Genomic DNA, 20,462 nt, shown 5'->3' on the forward strand with positions numbered 1-20,462 from the left:
GCGGGGATTGCATTCACTCACTATGAGTAACTAGGCCGGAGGGGTGATCCCCTGTTCGCGCGCCCAGTCGAGTAGCGCCGCCTCCGCCTCGTCGCGCTCCAGCGGCCCGCGGTCCAGCCGCAGCTCCTTGAGGAACTTCCACGCGGCACCGACCTCACGGCCCGGCGGCAGGCCGAGCAGCTTCATGATCTCGTTGCCGTCGAGGTCCGGACGCACGCGCGCCAGGTCCTCCTCGGCCGCGATGCGCGCGATGCGTTCCTCGAGAGAGTCGTACGTCCGGCGCAGCAAGCTCGCCTTGCGCTTGTTGCGGGTCGTGCAGTCCGCACGGACGAGCTTGTGCAGCCGCGTCAGCAGGTCACCGGCGTCGGTCACGTACCGGCGCACGGCCGAGTCGGTCCACTCGCCGTTGCCGTACCCGTGGAACCGCAGGTGCAGGTAGACGAGCTTGGCGACGTCCTCGGTGATCTCCTTCGAGTACCGCAACGCCCGCAAGCGCTTGCGGACCATCTTCGCGCCCACGACCTCGTGGTGGTGGAACGAAACGCCGCCGCCGGACTCGAACTTCCGGGTCGCCGGCTTGCCGATGTCGTGCAGCAACGCGGCGATCCTCAGCACCAGATCGGGTGACTGATCAACTTCTTCAACATCAATTGCCTGTTCCAGCACAACCAGCGAGTGGTCGAAGACGTCCTTGTGCTGATGATGTTCGTCGATTTCCAGCTTCATGGCCGTGAGCTCTGGCAACACGATGTCCGCCAGACCGGTCTCGACCATGAGCTCGATGCCGCGGCGGGGGTGCGCCCCGCACAGGAGCTTCGACAGCTCCACCTGCACGCGCTCCGGCGTGATGCGGGTGAGCTGGGCTGCCATCGACCGCATCGCCTCGACCACCCGCGGCGCCGCCGTGAAGCCGAGCTGGGAGACGAACCGCGCGGCGCGCAGCATGCGCAGCGGGTCGTCGCCGAACGACTCCTGCGGGGTCGCGGGGGTGTCCAGCACGCCCTCACGCGCCGCCTGCAGGCCGCCGGTCGGGTCGACGAACTCGGAGGCCGCGATGTCGAACGCCATCGCGTTGACGGTGAAGTCGCGCCGGACCAGGTCGCCGTCGATCGAGTCGCCGAAGGTGACCTCGGGGTTGCGGGTCACGCCGTCGTAGACGTCCGCGCGGAAGGTCGTGATCTCGATGATCTCGCCGTGCTTGGACGCCCCGACCGTGCCGAACGCGATGCCGGTGTCCCACTGCGCGTCCGCCCAGCCCTTCAGCAGGCGCTGGATCTCGGCGGGCCGGGCGTCCGTGGTGAAGTCGAAGTCGTTCGTCGGGCGCGCCAGCACGGCGTCGCGCACACTTCCACCCACGAGGTAGAGGCGCTTGCCGTCGGCGGCGAACCGGGCGGCGAGTTCGGCGACGACAGGTGTGATGGCGGGCTTTTCCACCACCGCATTCTGCTGGAGCGATCGAGACACGAGAAACCAGCGTACTTAAGCTTCGTAAGTACGATCGGCTGCATGCCCCCGTCAGCCGCACGTTCCGGAGGTTCCAAGCCGGGGCGCCGCAAGAGGCGCCGGGGCCGGAGGCTCAAGACCGTCGACGAGACGTCGGCCGGTGGCCTGGTGCTCGACGGCGAGCAACGGGCCGCGGTGATCGGCAGACTTGACCGGCGAGGCCGGTTGCTGTGGTCTTTGCCCAAGGGTCACATCGAGGCCGGCGAGACCGCGGAACAGACCGCGGTGCGCGAGGTCGCCGAGGAGACCGGTATTCATAGCAGGGTGCTGCGCCCGTTGGGGTCGATCGACTACTGGTTCGTCGCGGACGACCGCCGGGTGCACAAGACGGTTCACCACTTCCTCCTCGAAGCGACGGGGGGAGAGCTTTCCGACGAAGACGTGGAGGTCACCGAGGTGGCGTGGGTGCCACTCGGCGAGCTGGACGAGCGGTTGGCACATGCCGACGAACGCCGTCTGGTCCGTCGAGCAGCCGAACTGCTCGCCGACCGCTGCCGCAACGGGGCGGGGCCGGCGTGAGCCTGAGGAAGCTCGTCTGCACAGCCGCCGCGGTCGCGTTCGTGGTGATCACGGCGCCCCCCGCGGGCGCTCAGCAGGCACAACCGGACGAGATCGACGCGCTGCCGTTCATGCCCGCGCCCGCCACCCAGGTGTGGGCGACCAGATCTCTCTCGGCCCAGCCGGGCACGGCGCAGCCGCAGTTCGTGCGGCTCGACATCGACCAGCTCACCCCGCGGTTCGTCACGAGCGACTCGCCGGGCACCGTCAAGATCACCGGCAAGATCGTCAACGTCGGTGACCGCAAGGTGTTCGACATCGTGCTGCGGCTCGAACGCGGTGAGCCCCTCGGCACCGAGGACGACCTGCGCAAGGCGTTGCGCGAACCGGCGGCCGCCGAGGCCGTCCAGCCGAAGTTCACCCCGATCGCGGGCGAGCTCGAACCCGGCGCGCAGAAGGACTTCACGCTGGAGGTGCCGCTGCGCGGTACCGAGCCGACCTCGCTCGAGGTCGAGCAGCCCGGCATCTACCCGATCCTCGCGAACGTCAACGGCAGGCCGGACTTCGGCGGCCAGGCGCGGCTCGCGGCGCTCTCGACGCTGCTGCCCGTGCTGGGCGTGCCCGGCGGCGAGACCAAGGCCAAGCCGGGTGCCCCGGCGAAGCTCACCGTGCTGTGGCCCATCGCGGACCGCCCCCGGCTCGTCCGCCTCGGCGACGAGGGCCAGTCCGAGCTGATCGACGACGAGCTCGCGACGTCGCTCTCGGTCAACGGCCGGCTGTACGGGCTGTTGCAGGCCTACGAGCAGTCGATCTCGCAGATGAGCACGGCCATGTGCCTCGCCATCGACCCCGACCTGCTGCGGACCGTGCAGGCCATGAGCACCGGGTACGAGGTGCGCGGTGGCGCGGAGGGCAAGGGCAAGTCCGAGGCCAAGCTGTGGCTCGACCGGCTCAAGCTCGCCGTCACGGGCCGGTGCGTCGTGGCCCTGCCGTACGCCGACGCCGACCTCGTGGCGTTGAACAGAGCGAAGCTCGCCACGATGCGCACGCTCGCGGTGACCGACGGCCCGAAGCTCATCCAGGACGTCCTGTCCGTGCAGCCGCTGCCCGACCTGGTGTGGCCCGAGGACGGCGTGCTCGACCAGTCGACGTTCGACGAGCTGGTCACCCCGCAACCGGACAAGAAGTACCCCGGCGCGAAGTCGTTGCTGCTCGACCCGACCGGTGTCTCCGACGCTCCGGGCACCGCGCCCGCGGGCATCGCCGGCAAGAACCCGGTCACCGCCGTCCGGATCGACTCGATGGTCTCGGACGCGCTGCTGGGCAGCGAGTCCCGTCCCCGCACGCTGTCCGGGGCGACCGCGCCGTTCGAGAGCCAGCCGGTGTCCGTGCAGAACGCGCTGGCCGTGCTGGTGTTCCGCGCCGGCTGGCAGGGCGACGGCCGCAACGTGCTGATCGCGCCGCCGCGCCGGTGGCAGGCGCCGATGTCGGAGATGACCGAGTTCCTGACGACCGCGCAGAAGCTGCTGAACGGCGGATACGCGACGCAGACCGGTCTGTCCGAGCTCACCTCCGCCACCCCGGAGACGACCACCGCCAAGATCACCTACCCGGCCGAGGCCGGGGCGCGCGAGGTCTCGCCGGCCATCACCGACTCCGTGACGGACCAGAGCATCGAGCTCAACGGCCTGGTCGCGGCCATGCAGCAGGAGGACAGCGCGCACGCGTCGCCGTCCGACCTCGCCGACCCGCTGTGGCTCGGGCTGCTGCGGGTGATGTCGGGTGCGTGGCGCGGCAACGAGCAGGGCGCGCAGGCCGCGGCCCAGGCCAGCCAGGGCGAGCTGAACGCGCTGACCGGCATGGTCGGCGTGACCCAGCCGAACAGCCCGATCCTGCTCGGCTCCGGCGACAGCCCGATCCCCGTCACGATCACGAACAAGCTCGACGTGCGCGTGACGGTGCGGATCAACCTCGCCGACACCCCCGGCATCCGCAAGCTCGACCTCGCCGACCAGGTGCTTCCCGCCCGCGGCGAACGCGTCGTGCGGGTACCGGTCGAGGTGCTGCGGTCGGGCCGGTTCCCGGTCAACGTCCGGCTGACGACGCCCGAGGGCGTTCCACTGGGCGACACTGTCAAGCTGGAGGTCTCGTCGTCCGCGTACGGCACGATCACGGTGATCATCACGATGATCGCCGGCGTCGCGCTCGTGCTGCTCTCCGGACGTCGGATCTACAAGCGGGTCCGTGCTCGCAACGGCGAGAACGGCGAAGCGCCATCCATCGAGAACGTCACACCGGAGAAGTCGAGCGCGTGAGCGAGACAGCCACGACCACCCAGCCAGAGCAGCAGAAGCAGGAACCATCGGTCGCGCGAGCCAGCGGATCGATGGCGATCGCGACGATCGTCAGCCGGGTCACCGGTCTGCTGTCGAAGGTGCTGCTGGTCGCGGCACTCGGCATCAGCACCCTCAACGACTCCTACCAGGCGGCCTCGACGCTGCCGACCATGATCAACGAACTGCTCCTCGGCGGCATCCTGACCAGCGTCGCGATTCCGCTGCTGGTCAGGGCCGAGAAGGAGGACGGCGACGGCGGTGAGTCGTACGCCCAGTGGCTGATCAGCATGGGCACGGCGATCCTGGGCGTCGGCACGGTGCTCGCGGTGGCCTGCGCCCCGCTGCTGACCTCGCTGTTCATCGCCGACTCGCCGAACGCCAACCGCGACCTGGTGACCGCGTTCGCCTACCTGGTCCTGCCGGGCATCGTGTTCTACGGCCTGACCGCGCTGATCGGCGCGGTGCTGAACGCCCGGCACGTGTTCGGCCTGCCCACCTGGGCGCCGGTGCTGAACAACCTCGTCGTGATGCTGGTCCTCGGCGTCTACTGGCTGATCCCCGGCGAGATCACGCTCAACCCGGTCTCGATGACCGACACCCACATCCTGGTGCTCGGCCTCGGCACCGCGCTCGGTGTCGCCGTGCAGGCGTTGGTGCTGTTCCCGGCGTTGCGCAGGACCGGTTTCCGGTTCAAGTGGCGGTTCGGCTGGGACGCGCGGCTCGCCGAGTTCGGCAACCTGGCGTTCTGGGTCCTGCTCTACGTGGGCCTCGGGTTCGCCAGCATGACGGTGCTGACCAAGGTCGCGACCCACGGCGACGGCGCCCTGACGGCGTTCAACTTCCAGTGGCTGATCGCCCAGGTGCCCTACGGCGTGCTCGGCGTCTCGCTGCTGACCGCGCTGATGCCGAAGATGAGCCGGGCCGCGGCGAACAACGACAACGACGCGGTCGTGCGCGACCTGCTGTTCGGCAACCGCATGTCGACGATCCTGCTGATGCCGTTCAGCGTGCTGATGACGGTGTCGGGTGTGGCGATCGGCCTGGCCGCGTTCGGGTTCGGCGCCTCGGGCGTCAAGGGCGGTACCGCGGTCGGCCTCGCGCTCTCGCTGTCGGCGTTCGGCCTGGTGCCGTACGCGATCACGTTGTTGCAGCTGCGGGTCTTCTACGCGATGAAGGACGCGCGCACGCCGACGTTGATCCAGGCGTTGATCGTGGCGGTCCGGATCGGGTTGCTCTACTTCTTCCTCGCGGTGTCCGAGCCCGAGCAGCTCGCCGTCGGCGTGTCGCTCGCGATGTCGCTCAGCTTCGTCTTCGGCGCGATCGTCGGTCAGGTGTGGCTGCGGATCCGCCTCGGTCGGCTGCGCACCGGGTTCACGATCTGGACCGTGTGCCTCACCGTCGTGGCGTCCGCGGTCGCGTTCGCGGTCGCCAAGGGCGCGAACATGCTGGTCCTGGACTTGATCAGCTTCTCCGACGTGAGAGTCGCCGCTTGGTTCGAGACCATCCTGGTGACGTTGATCGGGCTGCCGCTGGCGTTCGGCCTTTTGGCGGCGTTCCGGGTACCCGAGATGAAGCCGGCCATCGCGAAGATCAACCGTTTGGTGCGGCGACGGTGACTCCAGTCCGTGACCGGCGTCCCGTACCCTCGTTTCCGTGAGTAGCGGAGTCCACGCCGCCCTGGTCCCCGGCGGCGTCATCGGCAACGGCCGCTACCGGCTGCTCGCCAAGTCGGGAGCAGACGCCCGGTCGAACGCCGAACTGTGGCGCGCGCGGGACGGTCAGCTCAACCGGGACGTGGCGTTGACGGTCCTGGTGGGCAACCTCGCGGACAACGAGGCAGCCGCCCGTGCCCGCCGAACGGTCGAACGCGCGATGCACGCGTCGTCGTTCACGCACCCCGGCGTCTCGCGGGTGATCGACGTGCTGACGCCCGGCACCGGCATCCGTCCCGACGAGGGCATCCTCGGCATCGTCATCGCCGAGTGGACCCAGGGCACCGACCTGATGGACCTCATCGCGGAGGGCCCGCTGCCGGCGGGCGCCGCGACCCGCCTGCTCGAACCGCTGGGCGCCGCCATCGAGGGCGCGCACCACGCCGGGCTCGTGCTGGGCGCCGACCACCCGCAGCGCATCCGGGTCACCTCGGACGGCCGGCTGCGCCTCGCGTTCCCCGGTCCGCGGCCGGACGCGATCGCGCGCGACGACGTCAAGGGCCTCGGCGCGATCCTGTACCTGCTGCTCACCGGCCGGTGGGCGCTGCCGAACGGTCCGCAGGGCGTGCCGATCGCGCCGACCGGGCCGGACGGGTCCGTGGTCGCCCCGAACGCGTTGCACCCGTACCTGCCGCACGACCTGTCGTCCGTCGCGGTCCGTTCGCTGGAGGACACCTCCGTGGGCGGCATCCGGACGTCGGCGGCAATCCTGCAGGTCCTGGACCAGATCGCGGCAGAAGAGGCCCAGACGTCGCTGATCCCGGCCGTGTCGTCGCGCGAAGATGACGACGACCAGGTCGTGTGGACGACGCAGAAGCCGCGGCAGGACAAGCAGCAGAAGAAGAAGCTGTGGATCAGCGTCGCGGTCCTGGCCGTGGCCACGCTGACCGTGATCGTCTGGCTGAGCGTGCAGATCGTCGGCTTCTTCAGCGACGAGCCGTCCAAGGGCGGCGGCCCGACCGTGGTGATCAACCAGCCCGGTTCGAACGGCCAGACCGCGCCACCGCCCGCGCCGGCCGGACCGGTGCAGCCCGCGGCGCTGGGCGTCTACGACGTGACGAACCAGCCCGACAACGCGAACCAGGCGAGCCGGGCGGCGGACAACAACGCGGGCACGTTCTGGCGGACCGACAACTACTTCCAGCCGTTCCCGGCGCTCAAGCCCGGCATCGGCCTGATGGCGTCGTTCGCGGAACCGGTGAAGCTGGCCTCGGTCACGATCACCTCGCCCAGCAAGGGCACGAAGGTCGAGATCCGGGTGGCGTCCGCGCTGGACTCCCCGCTGGAGGAGACCAAGGTCATCGGCGTCGCGGACCTGTCCGACGGGCAGACGCAGATCCAGCTGAACGAGCACGAGCCGACCGGGCACGTGCTGATCTGGATCACGCAGCTGGCGAGCACCGGCGGTGGCAAGAACCAGAGCGAGATCCGAGAGGTCCTCTACACCCGCGCGCAGTGACGCCGATCGGCAACGCGGCGAATCGAGTAGGTCTACTCAGCCACGCTGGGTAGACCTGTCCGGGTGATCTGTGATCACCCTCGCTATGGTTCCTCCCGTGACCGCCGCAGCCAGCTCGGACGCCGACCTCATCTCGGCCCACGCCGCAGGTGACCCCTACGCGTTCTCGGAGCTGGTCAAACGGCACCGCGACCGGATGTGGGCGGTGGCGTTGCGCACGCTGCGTGACCCCGAAGAGGCCGCGGACGCGCTGCAGGAGGCGTTCATCTCGGCCTTCCGCGCCGCCTCGTCGTTCCGCGCGGAGTCACAGGTCACCACCTGGCTTCACCGGATCGTGGTCAACGCGTGCCTCGATCGGATGAGACGCCGACAAACAAGACCGACAGTGCCTCTGCCCGAGGCCGGTCCTGGCGAGCCCGTCGCGCCCCGAGACGCGATGAGCGACCGCGAGACCAGCCTGATCGTGCAGCAGGCGTTGATGGAGCTGCCGGAGGAGCAGAGGGCGCCCATCGTGCTCGTCGACGTGGAGGGATACTCGGTCGCGGAAACGGCCAAGCTCCTCGGCATCGCGGAGGGCACGGTCAAGAGCCGGTGTGCGCGAGGTCGCGCCAAGCTCGCCAAAGTTCTCGGGCACCTCAGGAACCGAATCGCAGATGCGAACGTCCCAGCTGACGGTGTGAATGTGCAAGAGCAACGTCAGTGGGAGGGCCGATGACCGGCATGGAGCGCGTGCCGATGGGTCCGCCGTGGTCGGTTGACCTCATCGCGGACCTGCACGCGGGCGTGCTGCCCCCTGAGGTCGCCGCACAGCTGCGCCCGAGGGTCGAAGCGGATGTCGAGGCTCGGGAGATCCTGCGGGCGCTGGACGCCACGCTGGAGGACCTGCAGTCGCTTCCCCCCATCCCGATGCCCGACCACGTGGCCGCGCGGATCGACGCCGCGCTGGCCGCTGAGGCGCGTCCGGGGATCGCCCCGGTCGTGTCGCTGAACGACGCGCGCAAGCGCCGCAACCGCAGGCTAGGCCTCGGCGGTGGCGTGCTGGTGGCCGCCGCGGCCGCGTTCGGCATCGTGCTCGCCGTCGCCCCCGGTGGGCAGCAGGCGAACACGCCCGGTGACGCCGCGCCCGCCCCCACCACGAACTCGAACGTGTCCTCGGCGCCGTTGTCGCTGCAGCGCAACGAGCTGGGGTCCGCGGTCGGCGAGGTGCTCAAGGCCCAGAACTACGGCCCGCTGGAGTCGCCCGACCGGTTGGCCGCGTGCCTGCAGGGCGGTGGCATCACCAGCACGGCCAAGCCGCTCGGCATCAGCCCGATCAACCTGGAGGGCAAGGACGCCGTCATGGCGATCCTGCCCGGTGGCGCACCCGGCCAGATCAGGCTGGTCGTGCTCGACCCCAAGACCTGCGGTCCGGACGCGCCGGGGGGCGTTCTCGCGAACGAGCTGATCGCACCGAGGTAGTCGCTCAAGTCACGGAATTAGCTGCACCTACGATCCGTTGAGCCAGTCAGACGACGAGATCGAGGAGTTGCATCAGCCGTGAGCGTGCGCAACGTGATCATCATTGGATCGGGACCCGCGGGTTACACCGCTGCGGTCTACGCGGCACGTGCGCAGCTGGAGCCCCTGGTCTTCGAGGGGTCGCAGTACGGCGGCGCCCTGATGACGACGACCGAGGTCGAGAACTACCCCGGCTTCCGCGACGGCATCATGGGCCCCGAGCTCATGGAGCAGATGCGCGAGCAGGCCACCCGCTTCGGCGCCGAGCTGCGTGCCGAGGACGTCGACTCGGTCGAGCTGACCGGGGAGATCAAGAAGGTCGTCGCGAACGGCGTCACCTACGAGGCCAAGGCCGTCATCCTCGCGATGGGCGCCGCGGCCCGGTACCTCGACATCCCCGGCGAGCAGGAGCTGCTCGGCCGCGGTGTGTCCGCCTGTGCGACCTGTGACGGGTTCTTCTTCCGCGACCACGACATCGCGGTCGTCGGCGGCGGGGACACGGCGATGGAGGAGGCGACGTTCCTCACCCGCTTCGCCAAGTCCGTGACGGTCATCCACCGCCGCGAGGAGTTCCGCGCCTCGAAGGTCATGCTGGAGCGCGCGCGGGCCAACGAGAAGATCAAGTGGCAGCTGAACACGCAGGTCACCGACGTGCTGGGGGACGGCACCGTGTCGTCCATCAAGATCAAGGACACGAAGACCGGCGCCGAGTCCGAGATGCCCGTCACCGGCTTCTTCCTCGCGATCGGCCACGACCCGCGTTCGGCGCTGGTCAAGGGCCAGGTCGACCTGGACGCGGAGGGCTACGTCCTGACGAAGGACAAGTCCTCCTACACGAACCTGGACGGCGTCTTCGCCGCCGGTGACCTCGTCGACCACGAGTACCGCCAGGCGATCACCGCCGCCGGCTCCGGTTGCAGCGCCGCGATCGACGCGGAACGGTGGCTGGCCGAGCACGGCACCGAGCAGGCCGAGATCGCCGCCGAGGCCGTCGGTGGCGGCTACGGCAAGAGCAACTGAAGTTCCTTCTGCGAGATCTTTTAGGGAGAGCAACATGGCAGGCGCCACCATCACGGTGACCGACAAGTCGTTCGCGGACGACGTTCTGACCAGCGAGAAGCCCGTGCTGGTCGACTTCTGGGCGACCTGGTGCGGCCCGTGCAAGATGGTCGCGCCCGTGCTGGAGGAGATCGCGGCCGAGCACGGCGACAAGATCACCATCGCCAAGGTCGACATCGACGCCAACCAGGCGATCGCCCGCGACTACCAGATCATGTCCGTGCCGACGCTGATCCTGTTCCAGGGCGGCCGCCCGGTGAAGCAGATCGTCGGCGCGAAGCCCAAGGCCGCGCTGCTGAACGACCTGCAGGACGTCCTCGCCTAAGACACAAAAAAGTTGCATTGGCTACGAGTTCCTTTGCAACGAGCAACGTGACCCGCCCGTCTATCGATAAGACGAGCGGGTCACGTTCGTTTTGGTGCCGGGGCGGTGATCTCGGTACGACTGTGAGTAGCCCTGCATCGATCACTGAGCGCAGCAGGGCACAATGAGGACTTCCCAACTGACGCGCCGACCAGGTTCGGCGCCCTAGTCGAGCGAGGGTGCATGCAGCTGCTCCGCCGCGGGGACGTCGGAAGTGATGTTGCCGAGATCCGGTCGACCCTGACCAGGCTCGGACTGCTTCCGCCGGCCGACCCACAGGCGCCGCCGGTGTTCGACCAGCAGGTCGAGCACGCAGTGCGCGCGTTCCAGCAGCAGCGGGGGCTGATCATCGATGGCATCGTCGGCCCGGCGACCTATCGTTCGCTGCGCGACGCGACGTTCCGGTTGGGGGACCGGCCGCTCGCGTATCTGATGTCGCAGCCGACGACCGGTGACGACGTGCTGGCGTTGCAGGAACGCCTGCTGGAGCTCGGCTACGACGCCGGGCGCGCGAACGGCGTGTTCGGCCAGCAGACCGAGCAGGCGCTGCGGAACTTCCAGCGCGACTACGGCCTGATCGTGGACGGCATGTGCGGTCCCGACACGGTGCGCGCGTTGCGTCAGCTCCAGCCGAAGGTCCGCGGTGGCCGTCCCCAGCTGCTGCGCGAGCAGGAACGGCTGCGTGGCGCAGGCTCGCGCCTGTCCGGCAAGCGGATCGTCATCGACCCCGGTCACGGCGGCCAGGACCGCGGCGTGATCGTGGACGGGCTGTCCGAGGCCGATCTGATGCTCGACCTGGCCCGCCGCCTTGAAGGCAAGATGGCCGCGACCGGCATGGAGGCCCTGCTCACGCGCGGTCCCGACAACTGCCCGGACGAGGGCGAGCGCGCCCGGTTCGCGAACGAGGCGGGCGCCGACCTGATCCTGTCGCTGCACGCCGACGGCAACTCGTCGCCGAACGCGCAGGGCGTGGCGACGTTCCACTACGGCACCGGCAACGGCACGTCGTCGACTGTCGGTGAGGCGCTGGCCGGGTTCATCCAGCGCGAGGTCACCGCCCGCACGTCGATGTCGAACTGCGGGTCGCACCCCAAGTCGTGGGACCTGCTGCGGCTCACCCGCTGCACGGCCGTCCGCGTCGAGGTGGGCTACCTGACGAACGCCGAGGACCGCGCGCGGCTGGCGACTCCCGGGTTCCGCGACATCGTGGCCGAGGGCATCCTCGTCGCCGTGAAGCGGCTCTACCTGCTCGGCAAGGACGACCAGCCGACGGGCACGTTCACGTTCAACGACCTGCTGCGGTACGAGATGTCGAAGAGCTGATCTGTTCTGACTGACGAAAAGGCCCCCTCCGCGTTGGCGGAGGGGGCCTTTTCGCTGTCTCAGACCGGGCGGAAGCTGGGTTCCGCGGTGGAGACGGTGACGCTGTTGAGGAGGCGTTCGAGGGCTGCCTCGACGTCTTCCTTCCAGGTGATGGAACTGCGGAGCTCCATGCGCAACCGGGGCCAGCGCGGGTGCGGGCGCACGGTCTTGAAGCCGACGCTCGTCAGGAAGTCCGCCGGCGTGACGCAACTCGGCTCGGAGTCGTCCGGGCGCATGTCGCCGAACGCCTCGATGGCCTTCACGCCACGACGCGTCAGATCCTTCGCCACGGCCTGCACGAGCACGCGCGCGAGCCCTCCCCCTCGGAACTCCGGGAGGACGTCCAGCGACGTCATGAGGACCGCGTCCGGGCTCACCGGGGAGGTGGGGAAGGCGGCGCTGCGCGGCACGGCGGCCGGTGGTGCGTAGAACACCGAACCGGCGGGGATGCCGTCGCAGTAGATGAGGCGACCACACGAACCCCATTCGAGCAGGACGCTGGAGACCCAGGCTTCCTTCTCGAACTCGGTGTCGCCGTATTCCTCAGCCTGTTCTCGCAGGTGAGGAGCAAGTTCCCAGAAGACGCACGTCCTGCTGTGCTTGGACAGATGTTCCAGGTTGTCCAACGTGACGCCCACGACGCGTCGCGACACCCCGACCTCCACCCCTTGGCACACACAGTGAACCCATACGAGGGTAGGCGAATGTGACGGAACCCGGAAGGCGCGTGCCCTGAACGGGACGACGGTTACACTCGCTCGGGACATTTCCCATACAGGAGTCCCCATGACAATGCCCGGTCAGCCCGCCAAGCAGGGCCCCAGAAGCCTTGACCCCCACCTCCGCCGCTACGCAGCGCGCACGGCAGGGATGACGGCATCGGAGATCCGGGCACTTTTCGCAGTCGCGTCCAGGCCAGAGGTCGTATCGCTGGCCGGCGGCATGCCGCACCTGGCCGCGCTGCCGTTGGAGTCGCTGTCCGCGGAGATCGGCCAGCTGGTGGCGTCCGAGGGGCTCGTGGCCCTGCAGTACGGCTCGGCGCACGGTGTTCCGTTGCTGCGCGAGCAGATCTGCGACGTCATGGCGTTGGAAGGCATCAACGGCCACCCGGACGACGTGGTGGTGACCGTGGGCTCGCAGATGGGCCTCGACATGGTCACCCGGATCTTCTGCGACCCCGGTGACGTGGTGATCGCCGAGGGGCCTTCGTACGTGGGTGCTCTCGGGTCGTTCACCGCCTACCAGGCGCAGGTCGTGCACGTCGCGATGGACGCTGACGGGCTCGTGCCTTCGTTGCTGCGAGAGGCGCTTGAAGCTTGTAAGCGAGCTGGACAGCGCGTGAAGTTCCTCTACACGATCCCGAACTTCCACAACCCGGCCGGCGTGACGCTGGCGGTGTCGCGGCGGGCCGAGATCCTGGAGATCTGCCGGTCGTACGGCGTGCTGGTGGTGGAGGACAACCCGTACGGGCTGTTGGGCTTCGACGGGCAGACGTACCCCGCTCTGCGCTCCATGGACCCCGACAACGTCGTGTACCTCGGGTCGTTCTCGAAGACGTTCGCGGCCGGGCTGCGGGTCGGCTGGGTGCTGGCGCCGCACGCCGTGCGCGAGAAGCTGGTCCTGGCGGCCGAGTCGGCCACGCTGTGCCCGCCGACGCTGAACCAGATGATCGTGTCCCGGTACCTGTCGACGCAGGACTGGAAGGGTCAGATCAAGACCTACCGCGAGGCGTACCGGGATCGGCGCGATGCCGCGATCTCGGCTCTCGAGCAGCACATGCCTCAAGGTTCCACGTGGAACATTCCGGATGGCGGCTTCTACGTCTGGGTGACGGTCCCGGAGGGGATCGACACGAAGGCGATGCTGCCCCGTGCCGTGACGGCTCGGGTGGCGTACGCGTCCGGTACCGGCTTCTACGCGGACGGCTTCGGCTCGCGGCAGTTGCGGATCTCGTACTGCTACCCGACGCCGGAACGCATCCGCGAGGGCGTGCGCCGCCTGGCGAACGTCATCGAGGAAGAGATGCAGCTGCACGCGACGTTCGGGGCGACGCCGGGCCGTCAGCTGTCCGGTCCGCAGACCCCGTCGCCTGACACCGCCTGATTCTTGGAGTTTGTTGTGGCTGACCGCATGGTCGCTGTGCTGTCCGGTGGGCTCTCCCACGAACGTGAAGTCTCGATCCGGTCGGGCCGCCGTCTGTCGGCTGCCCTGCGGTCGGTGGGCGTGACGGTGGAGGAGTGGGACGCGGACGCGTCGTTGCTGACTCGGCTGACCGAGTCGCGCCCCGATGCCGTCGTGGTGGCGTTGCACGGCGGTGAGGGCGAGAACGGGTCCGTGCAGGCGATCCTGGAGATGTTCGGGGTGCCGTACGTCGGGACGGACTCGCGGGCGTGCCGCCGGGCGTGGGACAAGCCGACCGCGAAGGCGGAGCTGGCGCGTGCCGGGCTCGCGACGCCGGAGTGGGTCGTGCTGCCGCACGCCACGTTCCGGGAGCTCGGTGCTCGTCCGGTGCTGGACGCGATGGTCTCGACGCTGGGGCTGCCGCTGATGCTGAAGCCGGACCAGGGTGGGTCGGCGTTGGGCGCTCAGGTCGTGCGGGATGCCGCGGAGCTGCCGCCGGCGATGGTCGGGTGCCTGGCGTACGGGGACACCGTGTTGGCCGAGCAGTTCATCTCGGGCGTCGAGGTGGCGGTGTCGGTGGTCGACGGGCCCGAGGGGCCGTACGCGCTGCCTGCCGTGGAGATCGTTCCGGAGAGCGGGGTGTACGACTACACCGCTCGGTACACCGCGGGGCTGACGGACTTCCACGCGCCGGCTCGGCTGGACGCAGCTGCCGCCAAGTCGGTGGGGGAGCTGGCGGTCGCGGCGCACCGGTTGCTCGGGTTGCGGGACGTGTCGCGGACCGACGCGGTGGTGGCTGCGGACGGGACCGTCTACTTCCTCGAAGTGAACGTGTCGCCGGGGCTGACGGAGACGTCCTTGTTGCCGATGGCGGTCGAGGCGGCGGGGCAGTCGTTGGGTGAGATCTACGCCGGGTTGATCGAGCGCGCTGTCGCTCGCTGATTTTCCGCGTTGTTGGGGCGGTGCCGACGGTTGTCGGTGCCGCCCTTTTTCGTTCGGACATAGGTGACGCCCCGTATCCTCTCGGATGCGGGGCGTCATCGTCACCGTGACATAAGGCCCGTGGGTGATCCTATGGGCCTACTCCGATGTCCGAATTGTCGTATTCGGGCTGATCATGCCGACGATGCGTTCAAGATCGTCAACTGACCCGAATTCGACGACGATCCGGCCCTTCCGCTGCCCGAGTTCGACCTTCACGCGGGTGTCGAAGTTGTCGGAGAGGCGCTCGGCGAGCTCCTGCAGACCGGGCGCGTGCATCTGCTTGCGCGGGGCTGCCTTCTCCTTCTTCGGCTTCTCGTTCTTGGCGATCGTGACGGCTTCTTCGGTCGCGCGGACCGACATGCCCTCGGCGACGATCCGTGCCGCGAGGTCTTCCTGCGTCCCGGGGTCGTCCAGGCCGAGCAACGCCCGCGCGTGGCCGGCGCTGAGCACGCCCGCCGCGACCCGCCGTTGGACGGGGAGGGGGAGCTTCAGCAGCCGGATGGTGTTCGTGACGACGGGGCGGCTGCGGCCGATGCGGTCGGCGAGCTCCTCGTGCGTGACGCCGAACTCCTCGAGCAGCTGCTGGTAGGCCGCCGCCTCTTCGAGCGGGTTCAGCTGGACGCGGTGGATGTTCTCCAGCAGCGCGTCGCGCAGCATGACGTCGTCCGCGGTCTGCCGGACGATGGCCGGGATCGTCTTGAGCCCGGCCTGCTGCGTGGCGCGCCACCGGCGTTCGCCCATTACGAGTTCGAACGTGTCCGCGGTGAGCTCGCGGACCACGATCGGCTGCATGAGCCCGAACTCCTTGATGGAGAACGAGAGCTCGTCGATCGCATCCTGGTCGAACACCTGACGCGGCTGCTTGGCGTTCGTGCGGATCGCGGTGACCGCGATCTCGCGGTACACCGCCCCCGCGACCTCACCGGCAGGCTGCTGGGTCTTGGTGGCGGTCGCTCCGTTGCCGGCCATGGCGGGCCGGATCGTGCTGGGCGCGCCGGCCGGCGGCCCCTGTGGAATGAGTGCGGCCAGGCCGCGCCCGAGTCCACCCTTGCGCTGCTCCGTCATGCGCCCTCCCTCTTGGCCCCGCGGATCGCGATCTCCTTCGCGGCGTCGAGGTAGCTCATCGATCCGCGCGAACCCGGGTCGTACGTCAACACCGTCTGCCCGAATCCTGGTGCCTCGGAGACCTTCACGCTGCGCGGAATCACGGTCTTGAGGGCGACGTCGCCGAAGTGACCGCGGACCTCACTGGTCACCTGGTCCGCGAGCTTCGTGCGGCCGTCGTACATCGTGAGGAGGATCGTGGAGATCGAGAGGTCGGGGTTGAGGTGCTGCTGCACGAGTTCGATGTTGCGCAGCAGCTGGCTCAGACCCTCCAGCGCGTAGTACTCGCACTGGATCGGGATCAGCACCTCCTGCGCGGCGACCATCGCGTTGACCGTCAGCAGGCCGAGGCTCGGCGGGCAGTCGATGAACACGTAGTCGGGCTGCAACTGGTCGAGTGCTTCCGGGCTCAGCGCTTCCTTGAGTCGCGACTCGCGCGCCACCATCGAGACGAGTTCGATCTCGGCGCCGGCGAGGTCGATCGTCGCGGGCACGCAGTAGAGGTTCGGGGACGTCGGGCTGACCTGAGCCGCCTCGGCGATGGAGATCTCGCCGATGAGCACCTCGTAGACGGACGGCGTGCCGGAGCGGTGCTCGACGGAGAGCGCCGTGCTGGCGTTGCCCTGCGGGTCGAGGTCGATCACGAGCGTCTTGAGCCCGTGGATGGCGAGCGCCGCGGCGAGGTTCACCGTGCTCGTCGTCTTGCCGACGCCACCCTTCTGGTTGGCGACGGTGATCACCCGGCGATGAGTCGGGCGGGGGAGCAGCGACTCGTCGGGGTGCAGCACACTTGCCGCACGAGCCGCCTCTTCTGCAATCGGGGTCCACACCACGGCGCTGTCATCTCCGTTGTTGGTCGGCTTGGCTTTGGGTTTGGAGGTCGTCGTTTCACGTGGAACATCGGCAGCCCGAGCCGCGCCGGCTGCGTTGCCGGCAGCATCCGCGGCCTGAAACTCCGGGTACACGCTCACCGATCCCTCCTCGTCTGGCGCTCGATGATGAGCACCGTCGTAGGCACCTCAAGTACGTCAGCTCCGACGACGACAACCTCGGCATTGGCGCCCCCAGCCTTGGCCACCGCAGCGCCGTCGCGTTCCAGCTCTTCCTCAGCGCGCTCGCCCTTGAGCGCCACCATCCGCCCGCCGCCCTTCAGCAGGGGCAGGCACCACCGCGCCAACTTCTCCAACGGCGCCACGGCCCTCGCCGTGACCGCATCGCAGTTGAGGAGCTGCTTACGAATCGGCCCCTCCTCGGCCCTGCCGCGAAGCACCGTCACGTTGTCGAGCGCGAGCCGTTCCTTCACCTCTTCAAGCCACGCGATACGACGCGCCATCGGCTCAAGAAGCGTGATCCGCAGATCGGGCCGCGCGATGGCGAGCGGCACCCCAGGCAGTCCCGCACCCGAGCCCACGTCCACCACGCGCTCGTTGGGACGGAACAGCTCCTCGATCACCGCCGAGTTGAGCACGTGCCGATCCCAGATCTTCTCGACCTCCCGAGGACCGATGAGCCCACGCTCAACCCCATGGTCCTCCAGCAGCCTGACAAACTCAGCGGCGCGCTCAACGTGCTCACCAAAGACGACCTTCGCGCCGCCCGGCAGATCCCCGGCCATGTTCTCCGTCCGCGTTTCACGTGAAACCACGCGGCGGCAGTGTCCTAGCGGCCGGTGGAAAAGCTGGCGAATGCCAGACCACCATCATGACGGATCGACCGTGTGCCGTGCCAAATCCTGAGCGCGGTTTCACGTGAAACTTGGGGGAAAGTTGCTGCCTCGGCTCTACACCGTCGCTCATCCCGGTCCTGGGGTGGTGTCGACGATGGCTCATCCCGCGGGTGGGTCACTTCTCGTCGGCAAGATTCGCGCTCTCCGTTCTGCTGGGGTTGATGTGCTCGTGTCTGCTCAGACTGACTCGGAGCGGGTTGAGTGCGATCTGCTGGAGGAGGGGCGGGTGGTGGTTGCCGCCGGGATCCAGTACGTGTGCTTCCCGATTCCCGATCGGACTGTGCCTTTGGTCGGTGACGCCTGATACGGGGGAGCAGGTGGAGTGGCTTCGCGACTGGTGGGTTTCACGTGGAACATGACCGGTGCTCTGGTCGCGTCCCACAGTTCGTCTTCCGTTGCGAGGGTGGTCGGGTTGGGTCTCGACGAAAGACCTGGGGTGTGCGATTGGGGCTTGACCTTGAGCCTCTGGCGGGATGCGTTCGCGGCCTTCAAAAGCCGGGGTTGAAAGCGCCCCGGCCGGACCGGACAGGTTGGCATCCCGCCCCCTCAAGGTAAAGCCCCAATCGCCTTGAGCGGTGGAACCGGCTCTGTGGCGGGCATTGGCCCGTTCGGGCTCGCCTGCGGCATCGCGTGCCAGGTCCCATAGGTGGCTGGCTTTGCGTTGACGGCTGTCCGGTTGAGAGCTCGCGCCTGGCCTGCGTGCGTGGTCGGCTTGCGTTGACGACTGCGGCTGGCGCCGTGTCCTCACCACGCCGCACCGTCGTCACGTCCCGCCCGCTTCACCCACGCGCGCCGCCTGCCCACCTCGCCTCTCGCCCTGGTTCCTTCCCGCTGTACCTCGCTCGCCCCGCCATCCCTCCGGCCCCGCCATCCCTCCGGCCCCGCTATCCCTCCGGCCCCGCTATCCCTCCTGCCCGCGCTCGCCGCGTCGGCCCGCCGCCCGCGCCCTTCACCTCTCACCCTTCGCCCCTCCCACGTCCCGCCCTCTTCACCTCCCGCCGCTCTTCGACCCTCCCGTGTTCTGCCCTCTCGCCCCGCGCCCCGAACAGCAGAACGGCCCCCGGTTCCGACTGGAACCGGGGGCCGTTCTGTGGCTCGGGCGTTAGGGCTTCGGGAAGATGATTACCCGGCGCTGCGGCTCTTCGCCTTCGCTCTCGCTGTGCACGCCCGCCACCGAGGCGACGGCGTCGTGGACGACCTTGCGCTCGAAGGGGGTCATCGGGTGGAGGCGGGCTCGTTCGCCCGAGGCCGCCACCTTCTCCGCGGTGGTGCGGCCCATCTCCGCCAGTTCTGCTCGGCGGCCTGCTCGCCACTGGGCGATGTCGAGCATGAGGCGGGAGCGGACTCCCGTTTCCTGCTGGACTGCCAGGCGGGTGAGTTCCTGGAGGGACTCGAGGACGTTGCCTCGGGGGCCCACCAGCTTGGCGAGGTCTTCGCCGCCGTCGATGCTGACGATGGCTCGGCCGCTCTCGACGTCGAGGTCGATGTCGCCGTCGTAGTCGAGCAGGTCGAGCAGGCGCTCCAGGTAGTCGCCTGCGATGTCGCCTTCCTGGACGAGCAGGTCTTCGGTCTTGCTCTGCGACTGCGGCTCTGCCGTGGTCTCGGCCGAGGCCTCCGACGACGCCTCGACGTCGTCGGTCGCCTGCAAGGTCTCCGACACGATTTCTCCTCTCCGGGCTGCGCCCGAAATCAGCGGCGCTTCTTGCTGCCCGGCTTCTTGCTGGTGGATCGGCCTGGGGTCAGGCCGGGGATCTCGGTGTTGCCGTTGGTGGCGGCGGTGTCCGAAGAAGAAGAGGAAGGCGCGGACTTCGCGGGGCCGGTGGGGCCTGCGGTCGGCATGCGCTTCGCACCGTTGGCCGGCTTGGCGCCGGGGGCGGGCTTCTTCGGGTTGACTGGCTTGGCGCCCGGCTTGGGGGCGAGGGCCTGGCGGGTTTCTACGACCGTGGCCTTCTTCTCTTCTTCCTCGGCGTCGATGCGCTTGTAGACGAAGTGCTGCTGGCCGAGCGTCCACGCGTTGTTGGACAGCCAGTAGAGGAGGATGGCGACGGGGAAGAAGAAGCCGCCGGCGAGGACGCCCAGGGGGAAGATCCAGAGCGTCAGCTTGTTCATGATGGCGGTCTGGGGGTTGTCCAGCGCGGCCTGGTTCTGGCGGGCCACCGAGTGACGGGCCGTGAAGTGGGTCGCGATGGACGCCACGATCATCAGCGGCACCGACAGCAGGATGACGTTCAGGCGCTCGGTGCCGTACTGCTGGAGCTGGTCAGCCGGCATCGTGATGAACGTCGAGAGGTTCGTGCCGAAGAGCTTGGCGTTGACGAACGAGTCGACGCCCTGCTTGTCGAAGAAGTAGACCTCGCCCCAGCCGGGCTTGAACGACCGCAGCACGTGGAACAGACCGATGAACACCGGGATCTGCACCAGCATCGGCAGGCAGCCGCCGAGCGGGTTGACGCCGTGCTCGGACTGCAGCTTCTGCATCTCCTGAGCCTGGCGCTGGCGGTCGTTCGGGAACTTCTTCTTGATCTTCTGCATCTCCGGGGCGAACTCCTGCATTCGCCGCATGGAGCGCACCTGGCCGACGAACGGCTTGAAGAGGATGGCGCGGAGGGTGAAGACCAGGAAGATCACGGCCAGCGCCCAGGCGAACCCGCTCGCTTCACCGAAGACCTTGCCGAACACCCAGTGCCAACACCACAAGATGAAGGACACCGGGTAGTAGATGAAGTTGAGCACGGGA

At 68.6% G+C, this 20,462-nt stretch carries 18 protein-coding genes; 11 read left to right on the forward strand and 7 right to left on the reverse strand.

Going from position 1 to position 20,462, the window contains the following annotated elements:
* Window positions 1-30: 30 nt before the first annotated feature.
* Entirely contained in the window at window positions 31-1,464 is a 1,434-nt protein-coding gene (locus tag ACFWNN_RS19555) for a CCA tRNA nucleotidyltransferase (protein WP_382441324.1), read from the reverse strand.
* Between the two features lie 42 nt (window positions 1,465-1,506).
* Between ACFWNN_RS19555 and ACFWNN_RS19560 the strand changes: the two genes are divergently transcribed.
* The 9 genes from ACFWNN_RS19560 to ACFWNN_RS19600 all read left to right on the forward strand — a co-directional run bounded on the left by ACFWNN_RS19560 (window position 1,507) and on the right by ACFWNN_RS19600 (window position 11,751).
* Window positions 1,507-2,022, forward strand: coding sequence for an NUDIX hydrolase (locus ACFWNN_RS19560; protein WP_382441325.1), 516 nt, complete (start codon window positions 1,507-1,509; stop codon window positions 2,020-2,022).
* A complete protein-coding gene (locus ACFWNN_RS19565) occupies window positions 2,019-4,316 on the forward strand; it encodes a DUF6049 family protein (protein WP_382441326.1) in 2,298 nt (765 codons plus the stop codon). Before ACFWNN_RS19560 ends, ACFWNN_RS19565 begins: the two co-directional genes overlap by 4 nt.
* Entirely contained in the window at window positions 4,313-5,953 is a 1,641-nt protein-coding gene (murJ, locus tag ACFWNN_RS19570) for a murein biosynthesis integral membrane protein MurJ (protein ID WP_382441327.1), read from the forward strand. The genes ACFWNN_RS19565 and murJ overlap by 4 nt, the downstream gene beginning before the upstream one ends.
* 37 nt (window positions 5,954-5,990) lie before the next feature.
* Window positions 5,991-7,508, forward strand: a complete 1,518-nt coding sequence (locus tag ACFWNN_RS19575) for a protein kinase family protein (RefSeq protein WP_382441328.1) — start codon at window positions 5,991-5,993, stop codon at window positions 7,506-7,508.
* Between the two features lie 97 nt (window positions 7,509-7,605).
* On the forward strand, window positions 7,606-8,223 hold the full coding sequence (gene sigM / locus ACFWNN_RS19580) for an RNA polymerase sigma factor SigM (RefSeq protein WP_065915504.1): 618 nt from the start codon (window positions 7,606-7,608) through the stop codon (window positions 8,221-8,223).
* Entirely contained in the window at window positions 8,220-8,966 is a 747-nt protein-coding gene (locus ACFWNN_RS19585) for a hypothetical protein (RefSeq protein ID WP_382441329.1), read from the forward strand. Before sigM ends, ACFWNN_RS19585 begins: the two co-directional genes overlap by 4 nt.
* A 78-nt stretch (window positions 8,967-9,044) precedes the next feature.
* A complete protein-coding gene (gene trxB, locus ACFWNN_RS19590) occupies window positions 9,045-10,025 on the forward strand; it encodes a thioredoxin-disulfide reductase (protein WP_382441330.1) in 981 nt (326 codons plus the stop codon).
* 34 nt (window positions 10,026-10,059) lie between these two features.
* The gene (trxA, locus tag ACFWNN_RS19595; RefSeq protein ID WP_382441331.1) at window positions 10,060-10,389 is read left to right on the forward strand and encodes a thioredoxin; all 330 of its coding nucleotides are present in this window, start codon (window positions 10,060-10,062) and stop codon (window positions 10,387-10,389) included.
* Between the two features lie 222 nt (window positions 10,390-10,611).
* Window positions 10,612-11,751, forward strand: a complete 1,140-nt coding sequence (locus ACFWNN_RS19600; RefSeq protein ID WP_382441332.1) for an N-acetylmuramoyl-L-alanine amidase — start codon at window positions 10,612-10,614, stop codon at window positions 11,749-11,751.
* A gap of 59 nt (window positions 11,752-11,810) precedes the next feature.
* On the opposite strand, the gene ACFWNN_RS19605 is transcribed toward ACFWNN_RS19600, so the two are convergent.
* Window positions 11,811-12,443: a GNAT family N-acetyltransferase gene (locus ACFWNN_RS19605; protein ID WP_285636554.1), complete on the reverse strand. Its 633-nt coding sequence runs from the start codon at window positions 12,441-12,443 to the stop codon at window positions 11,811-11,813.
* Between the two features lie 133 nt (window positions 12,444-12,576).
* Between ACFWNN_RS19605 and ACFWNN_RS19610 the strand changes: the two genes are divergently transcribed.
* Both ACFWNN_RS19610 and ACFWNN_RS19615 read left to right on the forward strand, forming a co-directional pair.
* A complete protein-coding gene (locus tag ACFWNN_RS19610; RefSeq protein ID WP_382441333.1) occupies window positions 12,577-13,893 on the forward strand; it encodes a PLP-dependent aminotransferase family protein in 1,317 nt (438 codons plus the stop codon).
* Between the two features lie 15 nt (window positions 13,894-13,908).
* Window positions 13,909-14,853, forward strand: a complete 945-nt coding sequence (locus ACFWNN_RS19615) for a D-alanine--D-alanine ligase (protein WP_382441334.1) — start codon at window positions 13,909-13,911, stop codon at window positions 14,851-14,853.
* A 138-nt stretch (window positions 14,854-14,991) separates the two neighbouring features.
* Here the strand turns inward: ACFWNN_RS19615 and ACFWNN_RS19620 are convergent, their stop codons facing one another.
* From ACFWNN_RS19620 to yidC, 5 genes are all read right to left on the reverse strand, one after another.
* Window positions 14,992-15,960, reverse strand: a complete 969-nt coding sequence (locus ACFWNN_RS19620) for a ParB/RepB/Spo0J family partition protein (protein WP_382441335.1) — start codon at window positions 15,958-15,960, stop codon at window positions 14,992-14,994.
* A complete protein-coding gene (locus ACFWNN_RS19625) occupies window positions 15,957-16,832 on the reverse strand; it encodes a ParA family protein (RefSeq protein WP_285637585.1) in 876 nt (291 codons plus the stop codon). Before ACFWNN_RS19625 ends, ACFWNN_RS19620 begins: the two co-directional genes overlap by 4 nt.
* 134 nt (window positions 16,833-16,966) lie before the next feature.
* Window positions 16,967-17,614, reverse strand: a complete 648-nt coding sequence (gene rsmG / locus ACFWNN_RS19630) for a 16S rRNA (guanine(527)-N(7))-methyltransferase RsmG (protein WP_382441336.1) — start codon at window positions 17,612-17,614, stop codon at window positions 16,967-16,969.
* A gap of 1,213 nt (window positions 17,615-18,827) precedes the next feature.
* Complete coding sequence (locus tag ACFWNN_RS19635; protein WP_382441337.1) at window positions 18,828-19,385, reverse strand: protein jag; 558 nt, start codon at window positions 19,383-19,385, stop codon at window positions 18,828-18,830.
* Window positions 19,386-19,414: 29 nt separating this feature from the next.
* Window positions 19,415-20,458, reverse strand: coding sequence for a membrane protein insertase YidC (gene yidC, locus ACFWNN_RS19640; RefSeq protein ID WP_382441338.1), 1,044 nt, complete (start codon window positions 20,456-20,458; stop codon window positions 19,415-19,417).
* Between the last annotated feature and the right edge of the window lie 4 nt (window positions 20,459-20,462).

Origin of the sequence: Lentzea sp. NPDC058450 (genome assembly GCF_042721395.1) — a bacterium.
Lineage (GTDB): Bacteria > Actinomycetota > Actinomycetes > Mycobacteriales > Pseudonocardiaceae > Lentzea.

Bases quoted from the DNA above. Each gene is read 5' to 3' on its own strand.
- ACFWNN_RS19560 (WP_382441325.1), top strand. From the start codon at position 1,507: ATGCCCCCGTCAGCCGCACGTTCCGGAGGTTCCAAGCCGGGGCGCCGC.
- ACFWNN_RS19585 (WP_382441329.1), top strand. From the start codon at position 8,220: ATGACCGGCATGGAGCGCGTGCCGATGGGTCCGCCGTGGTCGGTTGAC.
- trxA (WP_382441331.1), top strand. From the start codon at position 10,060: ATGGCAGGCGCCACCATCACGGTGACCGACAAGTCGTTCGCGGACGAC.
- ACFWNN_RS19600 (WP_382441332.1), top strand. From the start codon at position 10,612: ATGCAGCTGCTCCGCCGCGGGGACGTCGGAAGTGATGTTGCCGAGATC.
- ACFWNN_RS19610 (WP_382441333.1), top strand. From the start codon at position 12,577: ATGACAATGCCCGGTCAGCCCGCCAAGCAGGGCCCCAGAAGCCTTGAC.
- ACFWNN_RS19620 (WP_382441335.1), bottom strand. From the start codon at position 15,960: ATGACGGAGCAGCGCAAGGGTGGACTCGGGCGCGGCCTGGCCGCACTC.
- rsmG (WP_382441336.1), bottom strand. From the start codon at position 17,614: ATGGCCGGGGATCTGCCGGGCGGCGCGAAGGTCGTCTTTGGTGAGCAC.